32 protein-coding genes and 1 pseudogene are annotated in these 26,007 nt (G+C 41.0%); 24 read left to right on the top strand and 9 right to left on the bottom strand.

The genetic code is table 11. The annotated features are described in order from the left end of the window. Nucleotides 1–606, bottom strand: a complete 606-nt coding sequence (locus MKY11_RS18155; protein ID WP_047945786.1) for a bacilysin biosynthesis protein BacA — start codon at nt 604–606, stop codon at nt 1–3. Nucleotides 607–755: 149 nt separating this feature from the next. Continuing rightward, nucleotides 756–1,988, bottom strand: a complete 1,233-nt coding sequence (locus MKY11_RS18150) for an MFS transporter (RefSeq protein ID WP_251210548.1) — start codon at nt 1,986–1,988, stop codon at nt 756–758. A gap of 145 nt (nt 1,989–2,133) precedes the next feature. On the opposite strand from MKY11_RS18150, the gene MKY11_RS18145 reads away from it, so the two are divergent. Continuing rightward, a complete protein-coding gene (locus MKY11_RS18145) occupies nt 2,134–2,613 on the top strand; it encodes an Lrp/AsnC family transcriptional regulator (protein ID WP_008343601.1) in 480 nt (159 codons plus the stop codon). A gap of 15 nt (nt 2,614–2,628) precedes the next feature. Here the strand turns inward: MKY11_RS18145 and MKY11_RS18140 are convergent, their stop codons facing one another. Further along, nucleotides 2,629–3,789, bottom strand: a complete 1,161-nt coding sequence (locus MKY11_RS18140; protein WP_251210547.1) for an MFS transporter — start codon at nt 3,787–3,789, stop codon at nt 2,629–2,631. A 67-nt stretch (nt 3,790–3,856) separates the two neighbouring features. Further along, complete coding sequence (gene hemQ, locus MKY11_RS18135) at nt 3,857–4,627, bottom strand: hydrogen peroxide-dependent heme synthase (protein WP_024719459.1); 771 nt, start codon at nt 4,625–4,627, stop codon at nt 3,857–3,859. 239 nt (nt 4,628–4,866) lie between these two features. Here hemQ and pta point away from each other — a divergent pair, with 239 nt between their 5' ends. The 20 genes and pseudogenes from pta (at nt 4,867) to MKY11_RS18035 (ending at nt 19,504) form a co-directional block, all read left to right on the top strand. Then, nucleotides 4,867–5,838 (top strand): phosphate acetyltransferase, encoded by a 972-nt coding sequence (gene pta / locus MKY11_RS18130; RefSeq protein ID WP_008343597.1) that lies wholly within the window; start codon nt 4,867–4,869, stop codon nt 5,836–5,838. 136 nt (nt 5,839–5,974) lie between these two features. Beyond that, nucleotides 5,975–6,826, top strand: a complete 852-nt coding sequence (locus MKY11_RS18125; protein WP_041507933.1) for a MurR/RpiR family transcriptional regulator — start codon at nt 5,975–5,977, stop codon at nt 6,824–6,826. 142 nt (nt 6,827–6,968) lie between these two features. After that, nucleotides 6,969–7,640 carry an RraA family protein gene (locus MKY11_RS18120; protein WP_082627038.1) on the top strand — a complete coding sequence of 224 codons (672 nt, stop codon included), beginning with the start codon at nt 6,969–6,971 and terminating at the stop codon, nt 7,638–7,640. Between the two features lie 11 nt (nt 7,641–7,651). Further along, entirely contained in the window at nt 7,652–8,530 is an 879-nt protein-coding gene (locus MKY11_RS18115) for an NAD(P)-dependent oxidoreductase (protein WP_058337053.1), read from the top strand. Between the two features lie 43 nt (nt 8,531–8,573). Continuing rightward, on the top strand, nt 8,574–9,908 hold the full coding sequence (locus MKY11_RS18110; RefSeq protein WP_135009571.1) for a TRAP transporter large permease subunit: 1,335 nt from the start codon (nt 8,574–8,576) through the stop codon (nt 9,906–9,908). A 13-nt stretch (nt 9,909–9,921) separates the two neighbouring features. Next, complete coding sequence (locus tag MKY11_RS18105; RefSeq protein WP_008343586.1) at nt 9,922–10,188, top strand: hypothetical protein; 267 nt, start codon at nt 9,922–9,924, stop codon at nt 10,186–10,188. 170 nt (nt 10,189–10,358) lie between these two features. Further along, nucleotides 10,359–10,757: a DUF5082 family protein gene (locus tag MKY11_RS18100; RefSeq protein WP_041507929.1), complete on the top strand. Its 399-nt coding sequence runs from the start codon at nt 10,359–10,361 to the stop codon at nt 10,755–10,757. 4 nt (nt 10,758–10,761) lie between these two features. Beyond that, nucleotides 10,762–11,040, top strand: a complete 279-nt coding sequence (locus MKY11_RS18095) for a YwqI/YxiC family protein (protein ID WP_008343583.1) — start codon at nt 10,762–10,764, stop codon at nt 11,038–11,040. Nucleotides 11,041–11,108: 68 nt separating this feature from the next. Continuing rightward, nucleotides 11,109–11,366 (top strand): annotated as a pseudogene (locus tag MKY11_RS18090) (T7SS effector LXG polymorphic toxin); the annotation flags it as partial. Beyond that, nucleotides 11,353–11,748: a hypothetical protein gene (locus tag MKY11_RS18085; protein ID WP_342501659.1), complete on the top strand. Its 396-nt coding sequence runs from the start codon at nt 11,353–11,355 to the stop codon at nt 11,746–11,748. The pseudogene MKY11_RS18090 and the gene MKY11_RS18085, both read left to right, overlap by 14 nt. A 12-nt stretch (nt 11,749–11,760) precedes the next feature. Beyond that, nucleotides 11,761–12,087, top strand: a complete 327-nt coding sequence (locus tag MKY11_RS18080) for a hypothetical protein (RefSeq protein ID WP_342501658.1) — start codon at nt 11,761–11,763, stop codon at nt 12,085–12,087. A gap of 84 nt (nt 12,088–12,171) precedes the next feature. Continuing rightward, nucleotides 12,172–13,842 (top strand): T7SS effector LXG polymorphic toxin, encoded by a 1,671-nt coding sequence (locus MKY11_RS18075; protein WP_342501657.1) that lies wholly within the window; start codon nt 12,172–12,174, stop codon nt 13,840–13,842. Between the two features lie 16 nt (nt 13,843–13,858). Next, nucleotides 13,859–14,221 carry a hypothetical protein gene (locus MKY11_RS18070; protein ID WP_008343573.1) on the top strand — a complete coding sequence of 121 codons (363 nt, stop codon included), beginning with the start codon at nt 13,859–13,861 and terminating at the stop codon, nt 14,219–14,221. 28 nt (nt 14,222–14,249) lie between these two features. Next, nucleotides 14,250–14,522: a hypothetical protein gene (locus MKY11_RS18065; protein WP_024719454.1), complete on the top strand. Its 273-nt coding sequence runs from the start codon at nt 14,250–14,252 to the stop codon at nt 14,520–14,522. 65 nt (nt 14,523–14,587) lie between these two features. Continuing rightward, nucleotides 14,588–14,863, top strand: a complete 276-nt coding sequence (locus MKY11_RS18060) for a hypothetical protein (protein ID WP_342501656.1) — start codon at nt 14,588–14,590, stop codon at nt 14,861–14,863. Nucleotides 14,864–14,895: 32 nt separating this feature from the next. Further along, on the top strand, nt 14,896–15,291 hold the full coding sequence (locus tag MKY11_RS18055) for an SMI1/KNR4 family protein (RefSeq protein WP_342501655.1): 396 nt from the start codon (nt 14,896–14,898) through the stop codon (nt 15,289–15,291). Between the two features lie 236 nt (nt 15,292–15,527). Continuing rightward, complete coding sequence (locus tag MKY11_RS18050; protein ID WP_100324853.1) at nt 15,528–16,373, top strand: biotin/lipoate A/B protein ligase family protein; 846 nt, start codon at nt 15,528–15,530, stop codon at nt 16,371–16,373. 35 nt (nt 16,374–16,408) lie between these two features. Beyond that, nucleotides 16,409–16,894 carry a tetratricopeptide repeat protein gene (locus MKY11_RS18045; RefSeq protein WP_212359650.1) on the top strand — a complete coding sequence of 162 codons (486 nt, stop codon included), beginning with the start codon at nt 16,409–16,411 and terminating at the stop codon, nt 16,892–16,894. 103 nt (nt 16,895–16,997) lie between these two features. Then, the gene (locus MKY11_RS18040) at nt 16,998–19,274 is read left to right on the top strand and encodes a glycosyltransferase (RefSeq protein ID WP_342501654.1); all 2,277 of its coding nucleotides are present in this window, start codon (nt 16,998–17,000) and stop codon (nt 19,272–19,274) included. Beyond that, a complete protein-coding gene (locus MKY11_RS18035; RefSeq protein ID WP_041507923.1) occupies nt 19,271–19,504 on the top strand; it encodes a DUF5970 family protein in 234 nt (77 codons plus the stop codon). The genes MKY11_RS18040 and MKY11_RS18035 overlap by 4 nt, the downstream gene beginning before the upstream one ends. A gap of 35 nt (nt 19,505–19,539) precedes the next feature. On the opposite strand, the gene MKY11_RS18030 is transcribed toward MKY11_RS18035, so the two are convergent. Continuing rightward, nucleotides 19,540–20,340, bottom strand: a complete 801-nt coding sequence (locus tag MKY11_RS18030) for an RsfA family transcriptional regulator (RefSeq protein ID WP_045033901.1) — start codon at nt 20,338–20,340, stop codon at nt 19,540–19,542. A 242-nt stretch (nt 20,341–20,582) separates the two neighbouring features. On the opposite strand from MKY11_RS18030, the gene MKY11_RS18025 reads away from it, so the two are divergent. The 3 genes from MKY11_RS18025 to MKY11_RS18015 all read left to right on the top strand — a co-directional run bounded on the left by MKY11_RS18025 (nt 20,583) and on the right by MKY11_RS18015 (nt 22,807). Beyond that, the gene (locus MKY11_RS18025) at nt 20,583–20,804 is read left to right on the top strand and encodes a DUF1450 domain-containing protein (protein WP_003215259.1); all 222 of its coding nucleotides are present in this window, start codon (nt 20,583–20,585) and stop codon (nt 20,802–20,804) included. 170 nt (nt 20,805–20,974) lie between these two features. Then, nucleotides 20,975–22,276, top strand: coding sequence for an HD domain-containing protein (locus tag MKY11_RS18020; protein ID WP_007497716.1), 1,302 nt, complete (start codon nt 20,975–20,977; stop codon nt 22,274–22,276). Nucleotides 22,277–22,306: 30 nt separating this feature from the next. Then, nucleotides 22,307–22,807, top strand: a complete 501-nt coding sequence (locus MKY11_RS18015; RefSeq protein ID WP_007497715.1) for a YwgA family protein — start codon at nt 22,307–22,309, stop codon at nt 22,805–22,807. A gap of 104 nt (nt 22,808–22,911) precedes the next feature. Here MKY11_RS18015 and MKY11_RS18010 read toward each other — a convergent pair whose 3' ends face one another. The 4 genes from MKY11_RS18010 to MKY11_RS17995 are packed head-to-tail and all read right to left on the bottom strand — an operon-like array spanning nt 22,912 to nt 26,000. Then, nucleotides 22,912–23,655 carry an amino acid ABC transporter ATP-binding protein gene (locus MKY11_RS18010; RefSeq protein ID WP_144679082.1) on the bottom strand — a complete coding sequence of 248 codons (744 nt, stop codon included), beginning with the start codon at nt 23,653–23,655 and terminating at the stop codon, nt 22,912–22,914. Continuing rightward, complete coding sequence (locus MKY11_RS18005; RefSeq protein WP_135009577.1) at nt 23,652–24,362, bottom strand: ABC transporter permease subunit; 711 nt, start codon at nt 24,360–24,362, stop codon at nt 23,652–23,654. Before MKY11_RS18005 ends, MKY11_RS18010 begins: the two co-directional genes overlap by 4 nt. A 16-nt stretch (nt 24,363–24,378) precedes the next feature. Beyond that, entirely contained in the window at nt 24,379–25,221 is an 843-nt protein-coding gene (locus MKY11_RS18000; RefSeq protein WP_058337045.1) for a transporter substrate-binding domain-containing protein, read from the bottom strand. Between the two features lie 17 nt (nt 25,222–25,238). Continuing rightward, complete coding sequence (locus MKY11_RS17995) at nt 25,239–26,000, bottom strand: amino acid ABC transporter permease (protein ID WP_008343545.1); 762 nt, start codon at nt 25,998–26,000, stop codon at nt 25,239–25,241. Between the last annotated feature and the right edge of the window lie 7 nt (nt 26,001–26,007).

Here is a 26,007-nt window from a genome sequence, read left to right as displayed (position 1 = left end):
TTACATCTCTCCTTTTCCGAATATGGACCAGCTCATGGGTATACTTTTAAACGTTCGAATGAAGATGAGGCCATATGTGGCTCTTGCCACCTCATTCGTTAAAGCAAAATCAAATTCGCCGTCCCTTACTTTCTGGGCGGCAGTACTTGTAGAATTAACAAGTTCAAATTCAGCATTTTGGTGAATGAAATATTGAATTAAATTGACAGGTGCAGGATGTGAGACAATTTTTAAATGGTGGAGCATTTGTTCATTGAATGGGAAATCAGGTCTGACAGCCAAACCATACATGGGCGTGTCACATCTGAAAATTTGTAAAAGCTGTAGATCTGGTCTCATGTAGAAGTGTTTGATGCCTTCATATGCGTGTGGGACGAGAGTAAATTGAAGTGGTTGAGAGAGAGTATGTTCAATGCAAGTTTCGAATGTGTCATAAAGGGATAGTTTCGTATGAGTACCGAGTGTAGTGGTGGATTGAGAGATGAAATGTTTTGCTGCGTATTCACTGCTTGTCCCCTTAGGGCCTAGAGTGTTGACTGTAAACATCTTAGGTGAAGGGCTTGGCTCTTCTTTGAAATGAAACACATCATCATTCTTTAGGATCATGTTTACCATCCAATCTTTTTCAAATTTTTACTAGATTATAAAATTTAAAATTGGCAATTGTCAACAAATTTTATAAAAAATGTAATATATGATGATATTAAAAATTGATCTAAAAAACTGCACATATCGAGATGTGCAGTGAAATGTGCTTACGTTTCAAGAGTAGTTGGCTGTTTTTTCTGTAAGGCACGTTCTCGTTTATAGCTGCCGAAGCTGATGATGAAACCAACAAGTGTGATCAATGCACAGACAAGACCTACCGTATGATATCCGAAATGGACATAAACTGGTCCCATCAGTGCGGAACCGAGCATAACAGCAAGGTTGGAGGCTAGGCTGTAAAAAGCCATCACTTTCCCGCGATGGGTTTGAGAGCAGTCGCTTAGAACGGTGCTTAGAAGCGTGACAGATAAGCTTTGCATAGCACCCCAAATAAATAGGGCGAAAATCAGCAACATCCACGAGAATGGCGCATAAGGAAGCAAGGCTAGAACAAGCGCAATTCCACCCAGCACGAGGACAAGGGAACGGGTTTTACCGAACCAGTCTGCTAATTTTCCAGTAAACATACTCATAGAAAAGCCGACGCCATAAGCCATAATAAGAAGTCCAGCTGTTGATTGTCCGCCATCAAACAGACTTTGCAGATAAGCACCTAAAAACGAGTACATGCCGTAAAATCCAAGCATATTGCAAAACGTCACAGTCAAATAGGCAGGCACACGATCGATTTTCAAAGCTCCCCATAAAGCGCCTGTTTTCTCACTAGCTTGAGGTGCCTTCGGATCAGCTGCTCTGACTTGTTTTCTTGATTCAAGGATGACGAGCAGCAGGACAATGAGACTCATCATAGCGAAAATCCAAAACGTCCAGCGCCAGTTTAAACTCTGGCCGATAAAGGCGCCAATGGGCACACCAAGGACAAGAGAAAGAGACCAGCTCGAAACAATAAGTCCCATCACTTTGCCGCGATATTCGTATGGAACCCGGTCGCCCACAAGAGCATAGGCTGTTGGCACAAATACACCAGTTGCCAGCCCAGAAATAGCACGACCTGCAAAAAACACGGCCAAATTTGGGGCAGCAGCACACATCACTGTTCCAATCAAAAAGAAAGACAGCCCAATCATCAAACACAGCTCTCTTGAATATCGGTCCCCTAAAGGAACGAGCAGCGGAGCTCCAACCAACACAGCTAACCCATAAATGCTGATGGAAAGAGCGAGAACATCAAGAGAGTGCTGAAAGGAGTTTGATAAATCAGGCAGCAGTGGTGAAATCACCAGTTCCTCCGATCCCGCCGCAAAAACGCCAAGTGTGAGTGCAATGGCAAGTGTGATGGGAAATGTTTTAGAAGCCTGGCTGTCTAAAGATTCTTTCATCAAGTGATCCCTCCATACTTGCTTTTTCATTCAATTCCGTTAAAATAAATTCTACCATTATTTAGTTTTATTTTACATTTCGTATCATAAGTATCATCATAAAATACTTTTCAAATGGAACGATTTTGGGATAGGAGCGTAACGAATGAAAATCACCGATGTGGATGTGCATATTTTAAACGAATTGAGAGAAGATGCCCGCTTATCAATGAGGGAATTGTCCAAACGAGTGAATTTATCGGCGCCTGCGGTAGCAGAAAGAGTGCGAAAACTAGAGGATGCAGGGATTATCGAAGGGTATTCTGTTCAAGTCAATTATAAAAAGCTCGGTCTGATGATAGACTGTTTACTGGAAGTCACCGTATTAAATGGGGAGTATCAGCGTTTTGTGACATTTATGAACCAGCATCCACGTGCGTTCTTTGCTTATCGAGTGGCAGGACAGTCCTGTTTTTTCATTAAGCTGTCTGTTTCTTCTCTTGAAGAAATTGAAGCGTTTATTCAAGATGTGTCTGGCTTTACAAAAACGGTCTCTCATATTGTCTTATCAGAGCATTCCTTTACCCATCCCATTCAGGAACGTGTGAAACAAATAGAAGAGCCAGAAATGACCGTGGTGAAATAGAAAAAGGACCTGCCCTCAGGTCCTTTTGATTCGTTTATCTGACTGATAGCTCATGATCGTAATGATCAATCCAATGAATGTTACACCTGCCGCAAAGAGCGGGACAAGCTGTAAATGTGTGATTTCGATAGCAAGACCGCCAAGCGCTGCACCGCCGGCATTTCCAATATTAAAGGCAGAATGACTGAGCGTTGATGCGAGTGTCGGGGCTTCATGTGCCATGTTCATCGTGCGGTATTGCAAGGTAGGAACGAGAATAAATGAAATGATTCCCCAAACAAAAATCGTCAGCACGGCAGGCACTTTAAAGGCAGATGTATATGTGAATAACAACAGGACAGCCATCAGCAAGATCAATGTGACGATAATACTCGGCATCAGCTTCCAGTCCGCAAGTTTTCCACCGACTAAATTCCCAATGGTGACCCCAAGCCCAAAGAGGACAAGAATGAGGGTGACCCCGTTTTCCTGAAAGCCAGTCACTTGCAGCAGGATCGGGCTGATATACGTAAAGGCGGTAAACACACCCGCAAAACCGAATATCGTCATCGCAAAGGAGACGAGGACCTGCGGCCTTTTCAACACCGATATTTCATTTCGAATATCTAATACTTCTTCTTTCGATTGATTTGGTACTAAACTGATAATACCGATTAAGGAAATGAGACCAATGACGGCAATAACGAGAAATGACATGCGCCAGCCGAATTGATTTCCGATAAAGGTGCCAAATGGTACACCCAGTACATTGGCTACTGTCAGTCCTGTAAACATGAAGCTGATCGCACTTGCGCTTCGCTCCTTAGGAACAAGCCGTGCAGCCATAATGGCGCCTACACCAAAGAAGGTACCATGGGCAAATGACGTTAAAATACGTGCAGCCATCAACAGACCATAAGAAGACGATACAGCTGCGACAGCATTTCCTGCTACGAAAAGAATCATTAATAGAATGAGGAGACGTTTTCTCGACATTTTTCCAGTTGATAACGTTAAAATAGGGCCGCCAACTGCGACACCGAGTGCATATCCGGTAATCAGCTGACCTGAAGCAGAAATAGATACATGAAGATCATTTGCGACATTTGGCAAAAGTCCCATGATCACAAATTCAGTCATGCCAATCGAAAACGCACCGAGCGTTAACGCAAAAATAGCGATGGGGAAGTTTTTCATGATGAGATCACCTTTCTAAACAAATACATAAAAAGGCTTCGGAGAGATCCGAAGCCTTAAGAGTTTATCATACATGGAAATAAGACGCTAGCTGCTCGTTTGCTAATCGGTTTCCAACAAAGAAGGAACCAAATTCGCCGTAACGTGCACTCACTTCATCAAATCGCATTTCGTAAACCAATTTTTTAAATTGAAGCACATCATCAGAGAAAAGAGTGACGCCCCACTCATAATCATCAAAGCCAACAGAACCTGTAATGATCTGTTTTACTTTCCCAGCATAGCTTCTGCCAATTAAACCATGGCTTCTCATAAGGGATTTGCGTTCATCCATTGAAAGCATGTACCAGTTGTCATTGCCAGAACGTCTTTTATCCATTGGATAGAAACAGACATATTGAGAAGAAGGAAGCTCAGGATAGAGGCGCGCACGTACATGCGGGTTCTCGTAAGGGTCTCCGCCATCTCCGCCTCCTGCCAAGTAGTTGCTGAGTTCAACAACTGACACGTAAGAATAAGCTGGAATCGTAAACTCTGCTAGTCGTGTCTTGTTAAATTCAAGTTCAATTTCACCCAGTTCTTCCATGGTCGGACGTAAAATCATGAGCATAATATCTGCTTTTTGGCCGACAATACTATAGATTGTTTGGCTTCCAGCCTGATTGTGCTCAGCTGTTTTCCATTTTTCTAATAGACCTGTGAACTCATGAATGATGGCTTGACGCTCATCGCTTGTTAGCAACTTCCAAGCTGTCCAGTCGATCGTTCTAAAATCATGCAGTGCATACCAGCCATCTAGTGTTTGAGCTGCTTCATTTGTAGTATGTTGTTCGCTCATTTCTTTCACTCCTATTTACAGTTTTCCATCTGTTCCAACTATAACATAGTTTGTCCAAATGAAGATGTGATCAAAACTTGAACGACGAAAACGCTTTTCTAGAAATTGATTTAATTAGTTTGAAAAATAAGAATTTAAATTGTAAGCGCTATAATGTAAGTTGGTAGTTTGAATTTATGTAGAAGAAGAGTATGCTTAAAAGAGAACGCTTTTTTTGTAAAATCAAGGAGGGTATTGAAGTGGCAGATATTTTTTCAACAGTTCAGGAAAAGGTTGCAGGTAAAGGAGTTAAGATCGTTTTTCCTGAGGGAATGGACGAACGCATTCTAACAGCCGTTCAAAAACTAGCAGATGGCAAAGTATTGCAGCCAATTGTTGTAGGTAAGAAAGAAGAAGTAGAAGCAAAAGCAAAAGAATTAGGTCTTACACTTGATGGTGTTGACGTGTATGATCCTCATACATATGAAGGTTTTGAAGATCTTGTACAAGCTTTCGTCGAAAGACGTAAAGGCAAAGCGACAGAAGAGCAAGCGAGAAAAGCATTACTGGATGAAAACTACTTCGGTACAATGCTTGTGTATAAAGGTCTTGCAGACGGCCTTGTAAGCGGAGCAGCACACTCAACTGCTGACACAGTGCGCCCAGCACTTCAAATCATTAAAACAAAAGAAGGCGTAAAGAAAACTTCTGGCGTCTTCATTATGGCTCGCGGCGAAGAGCAATATGTGTTTGCTGATTGTGCGATCAACATTGCACCAGACAGCCAAGATCTTGCTGAAATTGCGATCGAAAGTGCAAACACAGCAAAAATGTTTGACATCGAACCACGTGTAGCAATGCTTAGCTTCTCTACAAAAGGTTCAGCAAAATCAGACGAAACAGACAAAGTATCTGAAGCGGTTCGCATTGCAAAAGAAAAAGCACCTGAGCTTGTTCTTGATGGAGAGTTCCAATTCGATGCAGCTTTCGTTCCTTCAGTGGCAGCGAAAAAAGCACCAGATTCCGTCATCAAAGGCGATGCTAGCGTATTTGTTTTCCCTAGCCTTGAAGCAGGAAACATTGGCTACAAAATTGCCCAGCGCTTAGGTAACTTTGAAGCTGTAGGTCCAATCCTACAAGGTCTAAATCAGCCAGTAAACGATCTTTCAAGAGGCTGTAATGCCGAAGACGTTTACAATCTTGCGCTTATTACAGCAGCTCAAGCACTATAAAATAGCATCTCGACTAGAGCAGTCAGTACGATAGATTCGTGCTGGCTGTTTTTTTATTTTGTCCAAATGTGTACAATAAAGAGTGAAAAGAAAACACGAATCGTAGATAAAGCCGATAGGATAGGCAGGTGCTATAATGGAGGATTTAATATATAAACTTCAGCATAAGGTCGCATTTTTAACCGATGCGCAGAGGAGAATTGCAGATTATATCGTACAAAATCCAATGGAAGTCGCTTTTTTAACTGTCGATAAATTGGCGTCAAAAGTCGGGACGAGTACAGCAACGATCATGCGATTCTCTGCTGCTGTAGGGTATTCCGGTTTTTCTGAGTTCCAAAAAGAGCTTCAATCAGCTATGAAGCATAAAGCCGACCCTCAAACGAGACTTGAAGCGAATCTCAAGCATTCAAATAAGAATAAGCTCTTGCATGACCATGTAGAACTTCAATTTCAAAATATCCAGTACGCACTAGACAATATCACGGAAGAAACCTTTCAGCAGATTGTTGGGAAAATAGCCAGCGCACGCCACGTTTTGTGTACAAGTGTTCGAAGTGGAAGACCTGTTGGTGAGTATTTGTCACTCGGAATCAATCGGCTATTGGGGAATTGCCAGTATATTGATGCAGATCAAAGTGACTGGGTGGATGATTTGGTTCATTTCAACTCGGGTGATTTCATTATAGCTGTCAGCTATCCGCGCTATGCAAAGCGTATGAAAGATTTGATGGAAGCAGCGAAGTCTTATGGGGTGGAAGTGCTTTTAATCACAGACAGTTACAGCTCTCCACTAACCAAATATGCACAATATGTATTACCATGTTCCTCAGCAAGTGTCGGCTCTCATAACTCTGTCGTATCTGCTATCTTTATCGTCGATTACATTTTAAGTGCCTTAGCGATGAATGATCCTGAAAGAACAAAACCACGTTTAGATCAAATCAATCATATGTTAACGAAAATGAGTTACCACACAACACATTAGTCGTGTGGAACTCATTTTTTATTTTTTTGAAAGCGCTTTACTAAATAAAAATGAGGTGGTATGATCATATCATAAAAGTAATAAATATTACTTTAATTAAAATAGGTGTAATGAATATAACTCAAAGGGGATGATGGAAACAATGAGTACTGTTCATTTCGTGTCGAAGGATCTTATCGCTAGGGCAAAAAAGCTTAACTCGACCTTGCTGTCAGACGTAATGGGGTGCACTGGCGCGATGGATCATCAAATCAAACCAGTTGCGAAAGGCATGAATGTAGTCGGCACAGCTTTTACTGTTAGCTTACGGCCAGGGGATAATTTATTTCTTCATCAAGCGATCTACTCTGCTAAAGAAGGAGATGTACTGATTGTTGACGGGAAAGACCATAAGGGTCATGCCTATTTAGGGGAATTGATGGCACATTCAGCAAAGGCTGTAGGAATAGAAGGAATCGTGATTGACGGGCTTGTTCGCGACAAACTCGCTTTAGAGGAGCTGGCTTTGCCAATCTACAGTAAGGGATTTATGCCAAACGGACCTTATAAAGATGGTCCTGGGGAATTGAATCAAACCATCTCGTGCGGCGGTGTCAAAGTAGCCCCAGGTGATTTAGTCATTGCTGACGATGATGGAGTCGTCATCGTTCCAAAGGAAAAGGCGGAACACCTGCTGACACTAGCGGAAGAGAAACAAGCGTATGAACATCAGAGATTAAAAACGATTCAACAGTATGTGGACGAAGGAAAGCAAGACATCAGTCTCTTAGCACCGGCATGGCTGGAAGGCAGAATGAAAAAATTTCAGGAATAGGGGAATCGGTGATGAAAATAGGCTTTATCGGATATGGTGAAGCGGCATATGAGCTGTCAACGGGATTGAAAACAGAAGGATTAAATCAATTTTATGCGTATGATGTCCTATTACAAAATGAGAAATTAGCTGGCTCGTTGAAAGAAAAAGCATCGCAAACAGGCGTTCAATTAACGAGCAGTATTAGCGAACTCATTGAGAAATCTGATCTTGTGATTGCAGCTGTACCAGCGAATAAAACCTTAGAAGTGGCACAATCTGTATTGGAAAGTTTGAAAAAGAATCAATTATATGTAGATGTATCGGCATCAACACCAGACATCAAAAAACAAGTAGCAAACGAAATTGAAAAGCAAGAAGCGCTATTTGTCGATGCCGCCATGCTAGGGTCTCTTCCAGTCAACAAACACAAGGTTCCGATCACGGCAAGCGGCAGTGGAATTGACCAATTCATGAAAGTCATGAATGCTTATGGCATGAATATCACAAAAATTAGTGACCAGCCAGGAGATGCTTCGGCACTAAAGCTAATCAGAAGCATTTATATGAAGGGGATTGTCGGTCTCTTGATTGAATTTTTGGAAATTTCTAAAAAATATAATGTGGAACATCAAGTGATTTCTTCACTAAGCGATACAATCGATAGCAAAAGTTTTGAAGAGACCATGAATCGTCTTGTGACAGGGAGTGCATTGCATGCAAAAAGACGGGCAGTAGAGCTTCTTGGCACTATTGAAATGCTAGATGAAGCAGAGATTGATGCCAGTATGTCTCGGGCAGCACAAAAGAAGCTTGAGAAATTAGCAGACTTTCACTTTGCTGAACGTTTTGGCGGGGTAAAACCTGCTAGCTGGGAAGAAGTCATTGACGTGATGCAGCAAGGGGAATAATTTGTAAGCGTTTTATTTAATGAAGGGGAGGCGAAGAAACGATATGGGTTTTATTGCGTTGATTGTGTTCATAGCTGTCATCATTATATGGAATGTCGTCGTGAAGCGGAATATGGGAGAAGCCATGCTATTAGGCTTTATTGCGACCACATTATTTGGCGGATTGGATGCGCTAAGACTTTTCTGGGATGGTTTAATATTTGCATCCACATATGAGGTGCTTTATGCAGCTGTCGCATTTGTATTCATGGCTTATTTAATCGAAAAGTTGGAATTAATTCATGCACTCTTACGAATCCTAAATTCGGTTGTAGGGAAACTTCCTGGTGGAGCAGCTTATATGAGTACGTTAGGTTCAGCAGTCTTAGGCGCTCTTTCAGGTTCAAATTCTGCAAACACAGCTGCGACTGGCTCTATCACGGCCTCTTGGATGATTAAATCCGGGTGGAGCCGGACCCATACGGCCACGATTCTAGCAGGGAATGGCGGACTTGGAGCGGCACTGCCTCCGAACTCTTCCATGTTCATCATGCTTGGGTTTGCACCAGTTGCCGCCCTTGTATCTGAGGGAGATTTATATATTGCCCTTCTAATAGGAGGACTGTATCAAGTCGTATACCGATTTATTTTGGTGTATCTTCTGGTGAAAAAGAATAAAATTCAGGCCATGCCGCCAGATGATATTCTTCCTTTCTGGGAAGCTGTGAAACAAGGGTGGAAGTCGATCTTTATTTTTTTCGGTGCCTTGATTCCTATCATTGTCACGATTGGTCCTCTGGCAAACTATTTAAAAAGTAACCCAAACATCGGACCAGAGGCAATGGATCAAATATCTTTAATTACATGGATTCCGATTCTCATGATGCTGATTAGTTTAACAATTGGAAGAAGCAAGGCGTCTGCTTTAGATTGGTCTCAATTTTTCAAATCAGCCATTCCTAAATTCACAACGATTGGCGCCTTGATGCTGTTTGCAGTGGCTGCTAGTCAAGTGCTTGCTGAATTAGGACTCGCAGAAGATTTGACGCAAATCACATCAGTACTTGCCATTCCGAAATGGCTCATGGTGCTCATTGTGGGTGTTCTTGTCACACTGGTGGCAGGCCCTCTATCTTCAACAGCGACATTAACAGCGGTTGGGCTTGTCTCATTTTCAGCTTTAATCTCAGTTGGAGTGGACCCAGTTGTGGCTGTAGTTGCCATTCTTGCTTTTTCATCAACTGAAGGCGCTTCCCCGCCTGCATCAGGGTCCATATTTATCGCTTCTGGTCTAGCAGGGGCCAGACCAGAAAAAACCTTTATCCCACTGATCCTCTATTATATGCTTCCGATCGTTGGCATTGGCTGGCTCATTGGAATGGAGATACTTCCCGTATAGAAAGGAGAAACAGATGAGAGTATTGATGGAATTCTTATTTAAAGTGCTGCTTGTCCTATTCCTAACGTCAGGAACGTTGTTGGTATTCGGTCAAATACTAGGAATTCTCTTGCAAAAGGGAGATATGATCATTGCTAGTACGAACCTATTTAAAAACCCAACACTGGTGTTAAGTGCCTTTTTTAGCCTTGTCGGGTTTTCACTCCATTATATCCCTGAGAAGAAAGACGCTGCATGTAACGATCATGACTCAGCATCAGTCACTGAAACTTTAAAATAAGCATCAAAAGCTGGATCCTATCGAAGGATTCAGCTTTTTTATGTGAATTAGGTATAAAAACCCAATACATACGATTCATTTTTTATTGAATTTGTTTTCAATCATATGCCTCTTGTGCTAGTAAATGGTAACATAACGGAGGACTATTTGAGGAATAGAGGTGTTTGACGATGTCTGGAGCTATCATCGGTTATACAACAGCCTTGTATTCGTTAAAGGCAGACATATCCATAAAAAAAGAACAAATCATAGAACTGAACATGTGTCGAAAAGAAATCAAAGAAGCAAAGTCTGCTCTGGCAGATGCTAACAAGAAAATGACTCATCCAGATCTGACATCACATACATGGTTTGGCCATCTCGCAGATACGTTTGATGACATTCGAGACGAGATGGCATCCGCCAGTCAAGAGATAAAAAGTGTACAGCTAACCAATCTATTGAATCGAATTGATGAGAAAATCAGCGACTTAAAATCAGAGATCCATTCATTAGAACATGAAATTCATTCGGTTGAAAGAAAAATAGAGAAAGAAAAGCAAAAACAACTGGAAGAAAAAAGAGGGTAGTCACATGAGCAGAGAAATTAAAATAGATGCCAGTCAGGTCAAACGAGTATTACAGCATGCAAAACAATCAGGCGCTCAAATGAATGCAACACTTCCAACAACCATCAAAGGAAGAAATCAGCTCCTGACGGCAGACACATTAGAAAAAATCAATCAGCAGCTGAACGAATTAAGTACATCCTACATAGACATTCTTCAGAAACAACTTGTACAAACAGAACAAGCGGTGAACACCATGATCGAAACGGACAAGGCGCTTGCTTCCAGCAGTAAAAGAAAATAAAGGAGAAACGATCCATACCTGCGACTTTATCATCTGTTATTGGATCTCTTCCTGTAATAACCCGACCCAATGCACAACCATATACAGGTACGCTTAAGTCGAGTGCTGGGTATGGTAAAGTTGTTGGTAGGCAGTCTGTTGACGGAAAAGTAAGATGGAGATTAGATTATGATCCTAATAAGGGACCACATATAAATATTGAAGATTTTCGTAATGGTAAAGGAGCTAATGCAAAGAAAATCGCTATACCATTTGAAGGTAACGAAGGTACTTTTAAATCTTTATTAAAACATCTGAATAAGGAGATTTTATATGAGTTTATTTGAAGAATGTATTGAGGCACTTGGTGAGAATGTACACGTTTTATATGATAATAGTAGGGATAAAATATTAAGCCATTTTGAAAGTTCATTTCCATTTTCTGATTGGGGGCAAATTGAATGGAAGAATTTATCTTCTTATGCTAAAGTGAATACGTTTGATGAGATACAATCCTTTTTAAATCAAAAAATGGATGAGTATAATGATGTTGTTTATGTAATTTGGGATGAAGGGACGTTACCAATTATTCAATCTACTTTAGATAAAGTTTTTGAAGCTATAGATGATGTTACTGCAGTCAGTTTTGATACATGGATTTTTTCACCATCTTCTGGTTATGTTATTGAAATATTTCATGATGGTGAAGTGAAAGTAGGATCAAAGTAGGGATGTAATAGAATGATGAATAATGATTGGATATCTGTTCTGGAAATTGAAGATGATACTCAAATTTGGACCGGAACCGTAGTTAGAGTTTTTACGGAGGAATTAAATAAGGATAACCTAGAAGGTAATTTCTATGATTACATCGTTTCTTTTATTTATGATAACAATGAATATTTACAATTAACCTGTCTAACTCAAAGTGAGGGTGGAAATATTGTTTGTGTATTGCAAACAGAACCAAATTCTAATTATTCATTAGGTAAGGAATTGAAAAGAATGATGGATGATGGTACAAACTCTGTTTTTGTGAAATTTTCACCTGAATGTATCGTTAAGTAAACATCTAATATGAGCGGTGAACACCATGATCGAAACGGACAAGGCGCTTGCTTCCAGCAGTAAAAGAAAATAAAGGAGAACGTAATGAAAACCCTTGATGCTTTTGCGATAATAAACGGAATTGACCAAACGCTGAATACATTAAAACAGCAATCACAACAGATTAGCTCCATAGAAAAACAAATCCAACAGATCATCTCACTTGATGGCGCACTAAAGGGAGAGGCGGGACAAGCCATCCGCTCCTTTTATACAGAATGCCATATTCCCTTCCTGCAATTTTTTCAGGTCATCATTGAGGATTATAGCGCTGCATTGAAAAACACAAAGCAGGCGCTTCATGCCCTTGAATCAAATCAGCACGGCTTTATATCACAAGCATTTATTGAACACGAACTTGATCAAGGCTTAAAAAAAGCTGAACGAACAATTTCTGAAATCGTATCAGAGGTGAACCACGCCATTGGCAGAGTTGGTCATATTGTTCACTTGCCAAGTGTAGATGAATCAGCTTTTCAGCAAAACTATCAAAAGGCATGGCTTGAGACGTCAAGAACCATTGGTCTGCTTCATGCATTTGACAGGGAGCAGACGAGTGCTTTACATGAAACAAAAAGCTCCCTTCAAACAATGAAACAATTCATCAACACGCTAAGCACCATGTTCACCGGCCCAAAAATCGACATCACGAGCTATCAAAAAGGATCTATTTTCAAAGATGGAAAAGAAGAAAAAGTGAACAGCACCATCAGTGGATTGAGCGACAAAATAGACAACCTAAAAGACAATCCAATGATAATCATGCTGAAGAAACTGAAAGAGAAACAACAGGCGAATGTGGAGACGGTTGTTCGGAATGACACCCATAAAAACATCAGTAAACAAATCACAGTAAACGATCCATCGCTTACGCCATTGCAAAGGGAAGCCGTGAACGGGAAAAACAAGATTCATAGAGACATTAGGGTCATAAAGGGTAAACTATTCAACGTAAAAGGCATCAAAAAGCTAAAAGAATTCGACATCGCTGATGAAGTTGTCACAGATCCGTCGGACATTAATTTTATAGGCGGGAGATACACCGTTTACGCCAATAAACAAATCATTCGAACGTATATCGCAAACGGTGAAGTTAGAATAGAAGAAGTAGATAAAATCCCAGAAAGCCGGAGCCGCGGAAATGCCAAACGTATACTAGACGGTGAGGTCGTCTCAACCGCCGAAAACATCATTTTAGAATACAGTGGCATCTACGACGGCTACCGAGCCGTTACTGGCAAAGACCCAGAAACCAGCAAAAATATTAGCAACACCGACCAAGCCCTATCCGCAGCCTCTATTATCCCATTTATGAAAATCATTAAAGGCGGGAAATATGTCTTTAAGATTGATCAAGGGAAGAATGTGGTGAAGAGAGTTGAGAAGACAAGAAAGGGTACGGGTGAACTGATTAAATTCAAAGGTGATGAAGCTATTATTCATTTTGAAAAGCATAGTAAAGAGATAATGGGTGCAATCGGCAAAAACAAATACAATATCAAAAATTATCTTGAAGATGCAAATCACCTTATTCAAAAGGGACAATATGTACCAGAACTGAATGGATATGTAAGAATTGTTGGTGGAAAGGGAAGTGCAAAATACGGATTTGTTGGGCTCGATAGAAAAACAGGAAATATCACCACATTTCATATAAAATCGGTTAAAGAACTTTCTAAAAAAGCACCAAGTTTAGGGATAAAAACAAAGAAGTAAAAAAAGGGTGATCGTATTGAAAATAAAAAAAATAAACTGGATTTCACAAGAAGCCTCAGAAGCTGAAGTGATTGTAACAGATGGCGAACTGGAAATAATGTGTTTTGCTCAACCATTAAATTACCTTGAAGAAAATGAACTATTAGAACCTATTTATTGTTTAGATGTGTCAGACTTAGTGAAAGCTGAATTGTCAGAGTATAGAATTGAAAAATTAGATGATAATTTCAGTTATAGTTTTTTAGGACAATTAATTGATAAGCGTGATGAAAAAGTGAAGGTAGGCGGACTTTTATTAGAATTGGATTGCAATATACCGGGAGATATAAATGAAGGCGATTTTATAAGTTTTAATTGTCAACGGTTAGATATTTATTAGTATGAGCCGAAGTTTTAAGGAGCATTAAATGAACAAAAAACAAGAACTAACGAAACAAATCCAAACGGTCATCAACATCCTAGAAAAAGAATATTCGCAAGAGATCAATCAAGGTGTACTTGAATTAATATATAGAAGATACAAGAATGCCCAAAGAATCATGCAAGCCAATGATGATCTCCAAAAAGTCTTTATCATTGGCGGAGTTAGGGCTTACTTGGATAGTCATAATGATTATCTAAATCCATTTTTAGATGAATTACATAAAGCGGAAAGTCTACTAAAAGAATTGTTGTATTGATTATATAGTAATATGTAGAAGTCTTTGTATTAGAAAGCGATACAAAAACACAGAAAGGAATTCGTATGAATCAGAAAAAACACATCAACAAAAAAACAGTCAATTGGCTATTAGGCATCAGTGTTCTTCTCGTCATTGGGACAGCTTTTATGAGAGGGGTTTATGTCCCACATGCCGGTTCGGTTTATCGGGGTTTTCCCATTGATTGGCTAGTCCTGCATTCAAATTATGGTGTTGAATTTCTATTTTTTGGTTTTATAATCGATGTCATCATTTTCTATTTTCTATTAAAAGTGCTCCTGCGGGTGTATAAAAGAATTATGCCAAAATCAGCTGAATAAACGCTTGTACATCCTTTTAGGGGGCTTTCAAAATGATTCATTTTTCTCAGATTCCCAACCTGGTCATAAACAAACCAGCAAGTGATATACATATCAAAGAGGCAGAATCCCAGCTAAACATGCTGCTGCCCCATGCTTATAAGACCTTGCTAAAACAGACAAATGGATGTTCCGTCGAAGGCGATGTTCTACTATACGGAACTGAGGACATAGTGGAACGCAATAAAACATGGGAAGTCCATCATTATGCCAGCGGCTATGTAGCCATTGGTGACGATGGCGGTGGGCGAGTACTTCTCATGCGGCAGGCAGAAGAGGAGAAAAAAGTGTGGATCGTCGATGCTGGTGTGATGGACCCTCAGCATGCGGAATTGGTGGCTGAAGACTTGTTAAGCTGGGTAAGTGACGGCTGTTTCATAGAAGCCTAGTCTATTAAGGAGATGATCGATTTGCCGTGGAACACATTGATCGCTGCGGGCCTCGTGGTTGGGGTTCCTGTCGTTTTGATTGCAGCTGTTTATTTCATCTCGAAAAGGAAGAACAAGAAAACCAAAGCATCCAGTTGAAAAGCTCTGTGACGTTCCTTGTCATAGAGCTTTTTTCTCGCTCATTCTCCCTCCATGTTATAATAAACACAGTTTATGAACGAGAGGATATGCAGGACATGAAAAATGAACCTATTGAGTTATTGACGCAGCCGACATGGCGAATCATAGATCAATCGAGCCTTGGTCTTTATGTGGACCCGAAGCAATCTTTTGCGATGGATGATACGCTTTGTGCGTCGGTCGGGAAAGGACTCTCACCAGCGACAGCGCGTTCTTGGGTACACCACAATACGATCGTTCTTGGGATTCAGGATACAAGACTTCCATTTCTCCAAGAGGGTGTAAAGCTTCTTGAGGAAGAGGGATATCGCGTCATTGTGCGCAATTCAGGTGGTCTTGCTGTTGTGCTGGATGAAGGCGTACTAAATGTGTCTTTAATCTTTGCGGAACAAAAGAAGGGCATTGATATTGACCGAGGATATGATGCGATGGTGGAATTGATCCGCCGGATGCTGTCGATGTATGAGGTGGACATTGAAGCCTATGAAATTGTCGGCTCTTACTGTCCAGGTAGCTACGATTTGAGCATCAATGGAAAGAAATTTGCAGGCATTTCTCAGCGTAGATTACGCGGTGGAGTCGCTGTGCAAATTTATTTGTGTGCAGATGGAAGCGGGCGGGAACGTGCTGACTTGATTCGCCGTTTTTATGAGGCGGCCTTAAAGGATAGAAGGCATGAGGTGAAAGCGGTATTCCCTGATATACAGCCTGATACGATGGCATCCCTATCAGAATTAACTGGAGAATCCATTGATTGTGCGCTTCTCATGCGTCTTTTATTAGAAGAACTTCAAAAGTTGAGCGAGCAACTGACCGCTTCAGGGTTGACAACCGAGGAACAACTGGAGTTTGAGAAAAACATGACGCGGATGATTGAGCGGAATGAGAAAGTGTTCTCGTAAACATATCGTCCCATCTTAAAAATAGGGGTGATGTAATGGAAACGAAACTTCTGAAAGCTATTGAACTTCGAGAAAGTGGACATCTTCAAGAATCCAATGACATGCTCATCCGTCTTGTAGAAGAGTATCCAGATCATGCCTCCATTCACTATCAATGTGCTTGGAGCTATGATGTGTTAGGGAAGGAAAAACAAGCTGTCTTTTTTTATGAGAGGGCCATTGAACTAGGTTTGTCTTCAGAAGAAAGAGAAGATGCTTTCTTAGGATTAGGAAGTACATACAGAACCTTAGGGGAATATGAAAAGTCAAAACAAATATTCCTCCATGCGATGGAAGCTTATCCTCATAATAAAGCCATTCAAACGTTTTATGCCATGACTTTGTATAATTTAAATGAACATAGCAAAGCCATGGAAATATTACTGAACTGTTTAACTGAAACGACAAACGATCCTGCTATTTTGAGTTATCGAAAGGCCATTGATTTTTATTCAAATCAGTTAGATCGATTGTGGAAATGATTTATATAGAAATGGAGGGGCAATCTAATGGAAGAATCCCCTCCTTTGTTATGACATTTTATATATGATAGTCCTTTATGACATAAGAAAGAAGGAAAATGTATTGTCATTCATCACCACGTATTACCCGCTGTTTATGCTTTGTATTTTGTCTCTGTTGTATATGATATATCGTATCCAGCCAATGGCCTCTACTGTGAAAAAAATCATCATTGTGCTATGTGTGTTAACAAATGCTGCCTATATTTGCTGGCGTCTCTTCTTTACATTGCCGCATGAAGGTACTTTTAATGTTGTCATGGGCATTTTGCTTGTTGTCTGTGAATGCATTGGGTTTATCCAGTTGCTTGTGTTTTATACACTTGTTTGGAAGCCTTCAAATCGGAAACAAGTCATGATCAGTGATCTTGAAAGGCTGCCAACAGTTGATATTTTCATAGCTACATATAATGAACCAATTGAGGTGCTGAAACGCACTGTTGCAGGTTGTTTGAATCTCTCTTATCCGAAGGAAAGCGTTCAAATTTATTTATGTGATGATGGCAATAGGGAAGCAGTAGAGCAGCTTGCTTCTGCGTTTGGTGTTCATTACCTGACAAGAACAGATAACAGATTTGCTAAGGCAGGTAATTTAAATCATGCGATGTCTCAAACGGATGGAGAGCTGATTCTGACACTTGATGCAGATATGGTCCCTCTTCCTTCCTTTTTAGAAAAAACAGTGCCCTATTTTCATGATGGAGCAACTGCGTTTGTTCAAGTTCCACAGGCGTTTTATAACGAAGATCCTTTCCAATATAATATGTTCTCGAAAGATCGAATTCCAAATGAGCAGGACTTTTTCATGCAAACTCTCCAAGCTGGTAAGGATCGGTTTAATGCCGTCATGTATGTTGGGAGTAATACGGTATTTAGAAGAACGGCATTAGATGAAATTGGCGGATTTGCTACTGGAGTGATTACAGAAGACATGGCAACAGGAATGCTTCTCCAAGGGAAATTCAAATCTGTGTCTGTCGGAGAAGTATTAGCCGTCGGTCTGGCACCTGAAAGCTGGCTTGATCTGTTAAAGCAGAGAGATCGCTGGTCGAGAGGGAACATTCAGTGTGCCCGTAAGTTTAATCCTTTGAAGGTGCGCGGCTTAACGCTTATGCAGCGTGTTCTTTATTTAGATGGCATTGTGTATTGGTTTAACGGTTTGTTTAAAATGATTTATATTCTCACACCGATTTTGTTTTTATTGTTTGGTATTCAAAGTTTCTGGGCAGATTTCCAGTCCGTTTTCATGTTTTGGCTACCGGCATTCTTTAGTTCCTATTTAGCATTTAAACTTGTGTCGAATCAAAAGAGAAGCATGTTCTGGAGTCACATTTATGAAAGCTCTATGGCGTTCCACCTAGCTGGTGTTGCTTTAAGTGAGCTGTTTTTCAAAAAGAGAGTTGAATTTCTTGTCACACCGAAGGGAATTCAAACGGACAAAAGACATTTTCATTTGAAAACGATGATTCCCCATCTGGTCTTCTTGCTGCTCTCATTGCTTGCCCTTGTGAAAATAGGTTACGATGTGAAGGTAAATGGGACGATGAACGCTGATCTCCTGTTGATTAATATTTTTTGGGTGCTTTATAACGGTGCAGGCTTATTCATGGCACTGCTTGTGGCGTTTGATCGACCGCGTTATCGGAAATCAGAGCGATTTGTCATTGAAAAAGAGGGGCATCTTCGTTCTGATCATCAAGATCAGTCGATTGCTTGTTTCCTGCTAGATATGAGTGATTCAGGTGCGCGTCTATCCATTCCATTGGACCAAGCGTCTTCTCTATATCAAGGACAAACGCAATTGTTTTTTTCAGAGAATGAAAGCGTGTCGTGTGATGTGGTTTGGAGCTATCCAGAGGGAGACAAGCTGATGGTTGGTGTTGCTTTTACTGACACAAAAAAATCAGAGTATTTATCACTGATCCGTTTCTTATTCACACGAGAGCATGTAGCGATGACGGATCGTGAGAAAAAATCTCATGCTGTTCGGACGTTTCTCCGCTTTTTAAGAGAAACGGAGAAGGTACCAAAGGCTCTGCGGCGCAAATGGATGAGAAGGCCTTTGCAAGGTGTGACAGGCACGATCGCCTATGAGGACCGACTAGAAGAGAAGGTGCCGGTGATCATACATGATATCAGTTTATCTGGGTGCAAAATTGAGTTTGAAGATTCAATTGAATTAAATGGGAAAGTGCTGATTACCATTGACACAGAGTCTCTAACGGATCAGCCGGCGATTGCGGTTTGGACATCACAAAAACGCAGACGTACAATGGCCGGACTCAAGTTTGTTCAGCCTGAAATCAAGCAGATAGAAGAAAGAGAGGGAGTGGTTTCTTGAAATCTAAAAATGGCGGTTACCTCTATTTACTATGGCTTCCTGTCATCATAGGAGCCGGCTACGGCATTTCGCTTTTCGTGCCGTTTCTTCAGCCTGTACTGACGCTTGGTATCGCAGGGCTTTATATTTTTATCTTTGGTGATTTTCAGGTGAGGCAAGTTAGGTACATTTTTATGTTCGTCTTCTTGATCAATGTCCTTTTTAGCGTGATGCTGTTTTTGGGTATTTAAAAAAGTGCTTCCCGCAGGTGGGGAGCACTTTTTGGTTATTCAGCCATTTTTTCAAGGTTGCCGTTACGATCCATTTTAAAGGTTGGTGCGGCACTGTCGTCCTCTTCAAACAAAACTAGTTTTCTTGCACGGTTCATGATTTTGACGAGTGTTTCATAATCTTCTTGAATCGTGAGCTGATCCTTTTCAAGCTTTTTCACTTCAGCTTCTAGCTGCGACACTTTATGTGAAAGTTCATTGTTTTCTTGTTTTAACCGGCTGTTTTCCATGCGTAAGGCAGAAGATTGCTGCCCATTGCCTTCATAGCGGCGTAAGAAATCAATGATATCTTCAATGGTTAGCTCTTGGCGCTGCCCAAATGGATTGGTTTCTGGCTTTTTCTCTGTCACTTGAGAAGCCTGTGACAATAAATGTGATAAACTAGCTAACTCTTCATTGTAGCTTTGATCCACAAACTGAAGCTGTTCGGCTGTTTCGGCTGCAGGTGCAAACGTTTCTTCTTGCGCAGGTTCCAGTTCTTGAGAGAACTCTTCCTGTGTGATCGTTTCTTCAACTTGCGGCTGATAGAGCAAACGTTTTTTCGCAGGCTGCCCATTGCCGAGTGCACGCATGCGTTGTTTACGCTGTTTTTTGGCAAGTGCCAATGCTTTTTCATATTGATGCCTCACGACAGCATTCCATCTAAATCCGCATGCCGCTGAGGTACGGTTTAGCTTGTCTCCCACTTCTTCAAATGCGTTCAGCTGTGTACTGCCCTCTCTGACGTGACGTAAGACGGTTTCTGCCAGAAGGAGATCATTTTCCTCTGACCAAGCATCTTGTCTTTGTTTTGACATGTGTTTAAACCCCCATAAGATTTGATGGTATTAGATTAGCCAAGTTGAAGAAGGTTTATACAAGTTTGCTAAAAGGATAGTGGAAAATACTAGCTTTTATGTGAATACGTCTCTGTGCTGACAATGCATCTTGCAACTCCAGTCGCTTCGATGTACAATGTTGGGTGGTATATTATTCACTCTTAGTTGTCCAACTGTTTCATATAGAATGAAGTTTCATCATTGAAAGGAAGCGTAAGAACATGGCTAATGAGTTTCGCGTATGTGACGATTGTGATGCGACGAACCTAAAAACGTTATTGCCTCGACTTAAATCGGTTGACCCTGATGCAAAAATTGAGATTGGCTGTCAATCGTATTGCGGTCCAGGACGAAAAAAGGCTTTTGCGTTTGTGAACAATCGCCCATTATCCGCACCAACAGAAGATGAGTTACTCGAAAAGGTTCAAAAAAAAGTCAAATAAATGTCACTGAATGTGTTCAGTCGACCTAAAAAGAGGTCCGTCCCTGTCAGGTCGGGCTTTTTACGTCCGTTCAATCTATGAGAACACATTCGCCAGCAAATTCAAGGATGTTTTCGGGAAAAGTTACCCGATATAATAGAAACACGTCTTAAAAAAAGAGGGACGAAACGATGGCGTATCCAAAAGGGAAATTATCCGAAGAAAAGGTATTTAAAGATCCTGTGCACCGCTATGTTCACGTACGGGATGCATTGATATGGGATTTAATCGGAACGAGAGAGTTCCAGCGCCTTAGACGAATTAAACAGCTAGGCACCACTTATTTAACGTTTCATGGGGCAGAACACAGCCGATTTAATCATTCACTCGGTGTATACGAGATTGTCAGACGAATTGTGGATGATGTGTTTAAAGGAAGACCCGAATGGGATGAAGGGGAGCGTGAGCTTGTACTGAGTGCCGCCCTGCTTCATGACCTTGGACATGGTCCGTTTTCTCATTCCTTTGAAAAGGTCTTTCATTTAGATCATGAATCGTTTACAAGAGATATCATTTTAGGGCAGACGGAAGTAAATGAAGTGCTGCGCCGGGTCAGTGACGATTTTCCAAAGCATGTAGCAGAAGTCATTGCCAAAACGTATCAAAACAAACAGGTGGTCAGTTTGATTTCAAGTCAAATTGATGCCGACCGAATGGATTACTTGCAGCGTGATGCTTACTATACAGGCGTCAGCTATGGTCACTTTGATATGGAACGTATTTTACGCGTAATGCGTCCAAGAGAAGATCAGATTGTGATGAAACAGAGCGGGATGCATGCCGTAGAGGATTATATTATGAGCCGCTATCAAATGTATTGGCAAGTCTATTTCCACCCAGTGACACGCAGTGCGGAAGTCATTTTAACGAAAATTCTCCATCGTGCAAAAGAGCTGCATGAAACGGGATATATTTTCACACATGCCCCTGTGCATTTTTATTCGATTTTTGAAGGGAATGTCACCACAGAGGACTATATTAAGCTGGATGAATCCATTGTCTTATTTTATTTTCAGGCGTGGGAAGATGAAGAAGATCACGTGCTGGCTGATTTGTGCCGCCGTTTTATGAACCGCCGTTTATTCCAATATACAGAGTTTAATCCAAATGAAGAAATGACGAAATATTTCAAGCTGACGGCTTTGTTCAAAGAAGCAGGAATTGATCCTGACTATTATTTAGTGGTCGACTCTTCCTCTGATTTGCCTTATGACTTCTATAGACCGGGCGAAGAAGAAGAACGGCTGCCGATCCATCTCTTGACGCAAAGTGGTCATATTAAAGAACTGTCGAGACAGTCAGATATTGTTGACGCCATTTCCGGTAAACGAAGAACCGATCATAAACTTTATTTCCCGATGGACTTAATTGTAGATATGTCGGAAAAAGCTGAAGAAAAGAAGGCGATCATGAAGCTGCTTGGATTGGGATAAGGAAGTACTGAAAAAGGAGATGTCGGGAATTTGTTGAAAGAGCATGCAAAGTTGATGAAGGTGTTCTCTGAATCTGGGGAAATCGTTGGACGGAAGAAGCTGCAAAAAATGATTTACATAGCAAAAAAGCTAGATTTGCCTTTTTACGAGAAATACGATTTTCATTTTTATGGCCCTTATTCAGAGGAGTTGACGCTCAGAATTGAAGAGCTGTGCAACCTTGGATTCTTGGACGAAATGAAGGAAAAAAAGGGCGGATACTATCAATATCGCTATTCGCTGACGGACAATGGGAAAGAGTTTCTCGATCAGTGTGAAGTGGACATGCCTGACCTCAAAGTGCTGACGCAGCAGATGAATGAGCAATCGTCTCGTTTTCTAGAGCTTGTCTCAACGATTTTATACTTTGATGATCTGCCAAAAGATGAGGTAAAGGAAAAGGTCTTCACCATTAAAAGCAAGCAGCGCTATACGGACGAAGAATTTGAGGCAGCCCTTGCGTATATTGATCAGTTGAAGGAATTGAACTAACGATAAGAACCAGTATGTAATAGCCAATGGCTAGAACAGACTGGTTTTTATTTTGCACGCATATAGAAACAGAAACAAGTCGACCTCATGGATCGACTTGTTTTTTAGGAATGATGATAAGAAAATCTCGCTAAAAATTGTTTTGTCCGTTCTTCCTTCGTCTGTTCAAAGACTTCTACTGGGGTGCCTGATTCAACAATGACCCCATCCTCCATGAAAATGACCCTGTCGGCAATATCATAGGCAAAGCTCATCTCGTGGGTGACGATGATCATGGTGACCCCGGTTTGTGCCACTTGTTTAATGACGTCAAGTGTTTCACCTACAAGCTCGGGATCTAAAGCGGAGGTCGGCTCATCAAACAAAATGACTTCCGGATTCAATGCAAGTGCTCTTGCAATGCCTACTCGCTGCTGCTGTCCGCCAGATAATTGATGCGGATAGGCATCTTTTTTCTCTAGTAACCCTACTTTTTTGAGCAATTGGAGTGCTGTGTCATAGGCATGGTCTTTCGGTTGTTTACGGGCAATGACTAAGCCTTCCATGACATTCTCAAGTGCTGTCTTATGAATAAACAGGTCGTATTGCTGAAAGACCATGGCTGTTTTTCGGCGAATTGCCAGAATGTCTTTCGGTTTTGCTTGATTGAATGTGACACTGGTGTGATCAATGCTGATCTCGCCTTGATCCGCACGCTCAAGAAAATTTAAGCATCTGAGAAATGTTGATTTCCCAGAGCCGCTCGGACCTAAAATGACAACGACTTCGCCTTTTTCTACCGTTAAATCAATTCCCTTTAGAATCTGGTTTTGACCGAATGCTTTATGCACTTGTTTGATGTGAATCATGCCAATCGCCTCCTTTTGTTTTTGTGTCCATATTTCTCATATCCGGCTGTAATGGCTTCAATAGAGGCACACAGCGCCCAGTAAATAAGGGCAACAGCAATGTAGGCTTCAAGATAACGATAGTTCACATTGGCTTTGATTAAAGCGCCGTTTAAAATATCGACCACAGATACCATAGAGACGAGAGAAGAGGCTTTGATTAAACTGATGAGCATGTTGTTCAGTAAAGGAAGAGAGATGGGAAAGACTTGTGGAATGATCACTCTTCGCAACACCTGTCTGCCTGTGAAACCAACGGATAGAGCGGCATCAAATTGGCCCTTTGGGATGGACGCAAGAGAGCTTCGAAATATCTCTGATAACCCGCTGACGGCATATAAAGAAAGGGCGAAAATGGCAATCCATCGTCTATCTAAATCGCTAAAACGGATGGGCAGCGAAAGAGATGCAGCCAATTGATCGAGCGAATCGGAAAAAATAAGATAAGATACGAGCAAGATTAATACAACAGGAATGGCTTTAAAAATCGCCACAAACCATTTGAACAATGGAGACAATATAGGCACTTGATAAAAACGAATAAGGGCAATGCCAAAGCCGAAGATGGAGCCGAATAATAGCGGGAGAAAACCTAATAGCAGCGTCGTTGGCAAATAATGAAGTGCGGCTAGAAAGGCCTGAAACATAAAAGCAACGTCAAAATCCACTCAGATCGCTCCTTTCTTATGATGTAGTAAAGTCTCCGCCCAATATTTTTTTAGACAATTCAGCGAGCTTCCCGTTATCGATCAGTTTTTGCAGGGCTTGATCAATGTCTTTTTGAAGTTTTGTATTGTTTTTTTGATATAGATAATACGTTTTAGATACGTTTACAGGCTTTCCGGATGTCACAAGATTGGCATTGAACTGTTTGTTTAGCTTATTGACGTCATACTTTGTGAGTAAGGCAGCATCGACCGTGCCATTCTGCAGGTTTTTGACTAAAATTTCGTTCCCGCCATCCCCGTAGACAATGTCAATTTTCCGATCATGCTTTGCGTTATATTGCTCTAGAAGATAAGCGAAATTACTTCCTGTAGAGGTGTGCACTTTGTGTCCAGCTAAATCGTCCAGGCTTTGAAAGTCATGACCGGATGCTTTATTCACCACCACATAGCTTGTATAATCTGTGTAGCCAACTTTTCCAAATAGATATTTCTTCTGACGCTCGTCATTGATTTCATATTGGTGGGCAGCGAGATCAACTTTACCGGCATCTAAAGCAGGCAGAATATTTTTAAACTCAAAGGATTCATATTTAAACTTATATTGTGGAAGCAGCTGATCCACTTCATCTAATACAGCCTTCTCGTAGCCTGTTAATTTGCCGTTTTCATCTAAGTAAACGAAAGGCTGATAGGCGTTCCCTGTCCCAATGACGATTTCTTTTGCATCTGGGTCATTATTGTTTGCTTCTGCTTTGACTTCATCCGATTGCTCATTATTTCCGCAGGCGGCAAGCAGCAATGAACCAAGTAGAAGCAGACCGATGATATAGTTATTACTGAATATTCTGTTATTTTTCATGTAAATTCCTCCCCAGTTTATTTTGCACGTTTTTCTACAGTGAAGGCCGCTTCGGCTCTTTTTAAGGGAAGCAATGCCGTCTGTCGCTGTTTTTTTGTTTTCGGTGTATTGATCCGTTTTTCCAATAGGTCAAATGATTTTTCTAACACCATACTTAAAATGATAAATATAACGGCAGCAATAAAGTATCCTTCTAATACGCGATAGTATAAAGCCCCTAATGTTTGAACCTTTCCGATCATGTCCATCACACCTAATGTAAAGGCGAGGGAGGTATTTTGTAATAAGTTGACAATGGCCACGCCGATATTAGGAAGGGCGATTCTCCCTGCTTGAGGAATAAGCGTTCTTCTATAAATCTGCCATTTCGTCAGTCCAATCGAGGCGGCCGCTTCATATTGAGATGCTGGGACACTCGATAGGGCAGATCGGAATATTTCTGAAAAATACCCAGCTGTATTGAGTCCATATGTAATATACAGAAAGATCAATTTGTTCCACATGGAGATATCAAGCCCAATTGTTGCAAGCACACCAGGCAGGCCATAAAACACAATAAACATTTGCACAAGGATAGGTGTTCCACGAATAAATGAGACATAAATTGCACTGAGCTGATGCAGGATGGGAATACGCTCAATTCGGAAATAAGCAAGAATGAATCCAAGAAAACTGCCAATCAAAGTGGCAAATAAAACGATCAGTAAGGTTGTTGGAAGGGCTGACAATACTTTAGGGAAGAGTGTGACGACATACTCCCATTTGAAAAACTCCCCCATGTTGAAT

Source organism: Bacillus sp. FSL W7-1085 (assembly GCF_038595035.1).
GTDB classification, from domain to species: Bacteria; Bacillota; Bacilli; order Bacillales; family Bacillaceae; genus Bacillus; species Bacillus altitudinis.
The sequence above is the reverse complement of the archived record's forward strand: the minus strand, read 5'-3'. Positions and strand labels throughout refer to the sequence as shown.

What these genes read in the sequence shown, in the direction of transcription:
- MKY11_RS18065 (WP_024719454.1), top strand. Translation starts at nt 14,250, where the DNA reads ATGAACAAAAAACAAGAACTAACGAAACAAATCCAAACGGTCATCAAC.
- MKY11_RS18060 (WP_342501656.1), top strand. Translation starts at nt 14,588, where the DNA reads ATGAATCAGAAAAAACACATCAACAAAAAAACAGTCAATTGGCTATTA.
- MKY11_RS18110 (WP_135009571.1), top strand. Translation starts at nt 8,574, where the DNA reads ATGGGTTTTATTGCGTTGATTGTGTTCATAGCTGTCATCATTATATGG.
- MKY11_RS18025 (WP_003215259.1), top strand. Translation starts at nt 20,583, where the DNA reads ATGGCTAATGAGTTTCGCGTATGTGACGATTGTGATGCGACGAACCTA.
- MKY11_RS18105 (WP_008343586.1), top strand. Translation starts at nt 9,922, where the DNA reads ATGAGAGTATTGATGGAATTCTTATTTAAAGTGCTGCTTGTCCTATTC.
- MKY11_RS18045 (WP_212359650.1), top strand. Translation starts at nt 16,409, where the DNA reads ATGGAAACGAAACTTCTGAAAGCTATTGAACTTCGAGAAAGTGGACAT.
- MKY11_RS18080 (WP_342501658.1), top strand. Translation starts at nt 11,761, where the DNA reads ATGATGAATAATGATTGGATATCTGTTCTGGAAATTGAAGATGATACT.
- MKY11_RS18120 (WP_082627038.1), top strand. Translation starts at nt 6,969, where the DNA reads ATGAGTACTGTTCATTTCGTGTCGAAGGATCTTATCGCTAGGGCAAAA.
- MKY11_RS17995 (WP_008343545.1), bottom strand. Translation starts at nt 26,000, where the DNA reads ATGGGGGAGTTTTTCAAATGGGAGTATGTCGTCACACTCTTCCCTAAA.
- MKY11_RS18050 (WP_100324853.1), top strand. Translation starts at nt 15,528, where the DNA reads ATGAAAAATGAACCTATTGAGTTATTGACGCAGCCGACATGGCGAATC.
- MKY11_RS18150 (WP_251210548.1), bottom strand. Translation starts at nt 1,988, where the DNA reads ATGAAAGAATCTTTAGACAGCCAGGCTTCTAAAACATTTCCCATCACA.
- MKY11_RS18030 (WP_045033901.1), bottom strand. Translation starts at nt 20,340, where the DNA reads ATGTCAAAACAAAGACAAGATGCTTGGTCAGAGGAAAATGATCTCCTT.
- MKY11_RS18125 (WP_041507933.1), top strand. Translation starts at nt 5,975, where the DNA reads ATGGAGGATTTAATATATAAACTTCAGCATAAGGTCGCATTTTTAACC.
- MKY11_RS18155 (WP_047945786.1), bottom strand. Translation starts at nt 606, where the DNA reads ATGATCCTAAAGAATGATGATGTGTTTCATTTCAAAGAAGAGCCAAGC.
- MKY11_RS18115 (WP_058337053.1), top strand. Translation starts at nt 7,652, where the DNA reads ATGAAAATAGGCTTTATCGGATATGGTGAAGCGGCATATGAGCTGTCA.
- hemQ (WP_024719459.1), bottom strand. Translation starts at nt 4,627, where the DNA reads ATGAGCGAACAACATACTACAAATGAAGCAGCTCAAACACTAGATGGC.
- MKY11_RS18140 (WP_251210547.1), bottom strand. Translation starts at nt 3,789, where the DNA reads ATGAAAAACTTCCCCATCGCTATTTTTGCGTTAACGCTCGGTGCGTTT.
- MKY11_RS18010 (WP_144679082.1), bottom strand. Translation starts at nt 23,655, where the DNA reads ATGATTCACATCAAACAAGTGCATAAAGCATTCGGTCAAAACCAGATT.
- MKY11_RS18055 (WP_342501655.1), top strand. Translation starts at nt 14,896, where the DNA reads ATGATTCATTTTTCTCAGATTCCCAACCTGGTCATAAACAAACCAGCA.
- MKY11_RS18075 (WP_342501657.1), top strand. Translation starts at nt 12,172, where the DNA reads ATGAAAACCCTTGATGCTTTTGCGATAATAAACGGAATTGACCAAACG.
- MKY11_RS18100 (WP_041507929.1), top strand. Translation starts at nt 10,359, where the DNA reads ATGTCTGGAGCTATCATCGGTTATACAACAGCCTTGTATTCGTTAAAG.
- MKY11_RS18085 (WP_342501659.1), top strand. Translation starts at nt 11,353, where the DNA reads ATGAGTTTATTTGAAGAATGTATTGAGGCACTTGGTGAGAATGTACAC.
- MKY11_RS18020 (WP_007497716.1), top strand. Translation starts at nt 20,975, where the DNA reads ATGGCGTATCCAAAAGGGAAATTATCCGAAGAAAAGGTATTTAAAGAT.
- MKY11_RS18095 (WP_008343583.1), top strand. Translation starts at nt 10,762, where the DNA reads ATGAGCAGAGAAATTAAAATAGATGCCAGTCAGGTCAAACGAGTATTA.
- MKY11_RS18145 (WP_008343601.1), top strand. Translation starts at nt 2,134, where the DNA reads ATGAAAATCACCGATGTGGATGTGCATATTTTAAACGAATTGAGAGAA.
- MKY11_RS18000 (WP_058337045.1), bottom strand. Translation starts at nt 25,221, where the DNA reads ATGAAAAATAACAGAATATTCAGTAATAACTATATCATCGGTCTGCTT.